This is a genomic window from Belliella buryatensis, from assembly GCF_900188245.1.
GTDB classification, from domain to species: Bacteria; Bacteroidota; Bacteroidia; order Cytophagales; family Cyclobacteriaceae; genus Belliella; species Belliella buryatensis.
Map to the genome: position 1 here is coordinate 1 of NZ_FZOK01000037.1, position 2,333 is coordinate 2,333.

The 2,333-nt window shown below is 42.9% G+C and carries 3 protein-coding genes; all 3 read left to right on the plus strand.

Annotation, left to right across the window (positions count from 1 at the left end):
* Positions 1-59 precede the first annotated feature (59 nt).
* The 3 genes from tnpA to tnpC all read left to right on the plus strand — a co-directional run bounded on the left by tnpA (position 60) and on the right by tnpC (position 2,292).
* Positions 60-353, plus strand: a complete 294-nt coding sequence (gene tnpA / locus CHB66_RS16670; RefSeq protein ID WP_089242541.1) for an IS66 family insertion sequence element accessory protein TnpA — start codon at positions 60-62, stop codon at positions 351-353.
* On the plus strand, positions 353-700 hold the full coding sequence (gene tnpB, locus CHB66_RS16675) for an IS66 family insertion sequence element accessory protein TnpB (RefSeq protein WP_089242542.1): 348 nt from the start codon (positions 353-355) through the stop codon (positions 698-700). Before tnpA ends, tnpB begins: the two co-directional genes overlap by 1 nt.
* Before the next feature lie 74 nt (positions 701-774).
* Entirely contained in the window at positions 775-2,292 is a 1,518-nt protein-coding gene (gene tnpC / locus CHB66_RS16680) for an IS66 family transposase (protein WP_089242543.1), read from the plus strand.
* Positions 2,293-2,333 lie beyond the last annotated feature (41 nt).

Here is a 2,333-nt window from a genome sequence, read left to right on the forward strand (position 1 = left end):
AGTATCCGTCCGATAAACCCCATATTTTCTGATTACTGTTTGGGTTGTAATCTTGCGTCATGAAAAAGATTAGCAACGACGAATATTACAAGCTGTTCACCAAGTGGCAGGAATCAGGACTAAGCAAAGCTGCATTTGCATCAGAAGCAGGTATTTCAAGGGCATCTTTTTATTATTGGTGCAGGAAATTTGAAGAGGAAACGATTGATTACGCTGATTCTTCGGGTTTTTCTTTGGTCAACCCTGAGATGGGGTTTCAGAAAGATCCTATCCTCAAAATCAATTACCCTTCGGGAGTTAGTATTGAATTTTTTGGACAAGTAGATATCAATTCAGTCAAAGAGTTTCTTTAATGCTTGCACTATCGAGTTCTACAAGATACTTTATGTACAAAGAACCAACCGACATGCGTTTCGGGATCAACTCACTTGCTGGTTTGGTCCGCAACAAGCTTGGCTTTGACCCGATGAACGGTGATGTTTTTGTTTTTATCGGCAAACGATCAAATCAGATCCGAATCCTTCAGTGGGATAGGGACGGTTTTGCCATGTACATCAAAAAGCTCGAGAAGGGGACTTTTGAGCGCCCAATACTCTCTGGAAACTCAATTACGAGCAATCAATTGAGCCTTCTCTTACAGGGGGTAAGGCTTGAATCGGTTAGCTACAGAAAGCGCTATGATGCGTTAAAAAGAGCTTAAAAAAAGTGCTTTTTTGAGTATAAAAACAGCCTCTAAATATATGTAAAGCCACTTTTTTATGATATCTTTATGTCATGGAAAACGGGGGAAAAGACTATAAAAAGCTGTACGAAGAAGCCCTGTTGACCATATCTGAAAAAGAAGAAAATCTGCTGAGAAAAGAAGAGATTATCTCAGATCAGCAGTTCGAACTCGACAAGCTCCGCAGACATCTTTTTGGATTTAAGAGTGAGAAACGTACAAACAATGTAGGGGATGACCAGTTGGGACTTTTTGAACTTGGCACCACAAAATCAGTACAGGAAGAACTTTCCGAATCAATAACTGTGGCTGAAAAGCCAGCTCTAAAGAAAAGAGCGAAAGGTACAGGACGTATGTCTCTTCCCGAAGAACTTAGAAGAGAAGATGTGGTGATCGAGCCATCCGAATCTACAGAAGACTGCGTGAGAATAGGGGAAGAAGTGACAGAAGTTCTTGAAGTTGTGCCTGCATCATTCTATGTAAAGCGCTATATCCGCCCTAAGTATGCCAGGCCAAACGGTGAAGGCATCATCATCGGAACTCTTCCTGATAGGGTGATAGAAAAAGGGATTCCATCCGAATCAGTAATCGCCCAGATGATTGTTGACAAATACGTCTATGGGATGCCACTCCACAGACAGATAGATAAATACTCCAAAATGGGTGTACGCATCCCCGCCTCAAGTGCATCGGATTGGATCATGAAAGGCTGGGACCATCTCAAACCACTATGGGAACTGCTTCGGCTGATTGTGGTCAACCAAAAATATCTCCAGGTGGATGAAACACCGATAAAGGTTCTGGATAGGGATCACAAAAATAATATCCATCAGGGGTACATGTGGCTTTATCATTCCCCTGTGGACAGGCTTGTATTATTCGATTACCAAAAAGGCAGGGATCAGTCAGGTCCCAAGAAAATGCTTGCGGACTTTAGGGGCATCATCCAAACGGATGGCTTTACAGTCTATGATTCACTTTTTGGAGATCATCCGGATATCCATCTGACTTTTTGTATGGCACATGCCAGAAGGAAGTTTGTGGATGCTGTAAAGGACGACGAAGAACAGGCCAATTATATCCTCGACGAAATACAGAAACTCTACCTTCTGGAAGCAAAGATGCGAGAAGAGTCAATGGGGTGGCAACAACGGACAGCATTGAGAAAGGAACATGCGGAACCCATTCTAGAAAATCTCGGCAAATGGCTGGAAGAAAAGCAGTATAGCTACAGACCTAAAAGTCCGATGGGACAAGCCATAGCATACGCCCACAAAAGATGGGCTGGATTAAGTGCATACTCCTTGCACGGGCAGATGGAAATCGACAACAACTTGGTTGAAAATGCAGTAAGACCCCTGGCGGTCGGTAGAAAAGCCTATCTCTTTGCAGGATCACATCAGGCGGCAGAAATGGCTGCGGCCATGTACTCTTTCATGGCAAGCTGCAAAAAGAATAAAATCAACGAGTTTGATTGGCTCAAAGATGTGTTCGAAAGAATCCAATCCCATAAGCAAAAAGACCTCTATCAACTACTACCTTCAAACTGGGAAGAATACCGACTTAAATAAAATATCCCTACAATTCAAGATGGGGTTGGTCGGGCGGATAC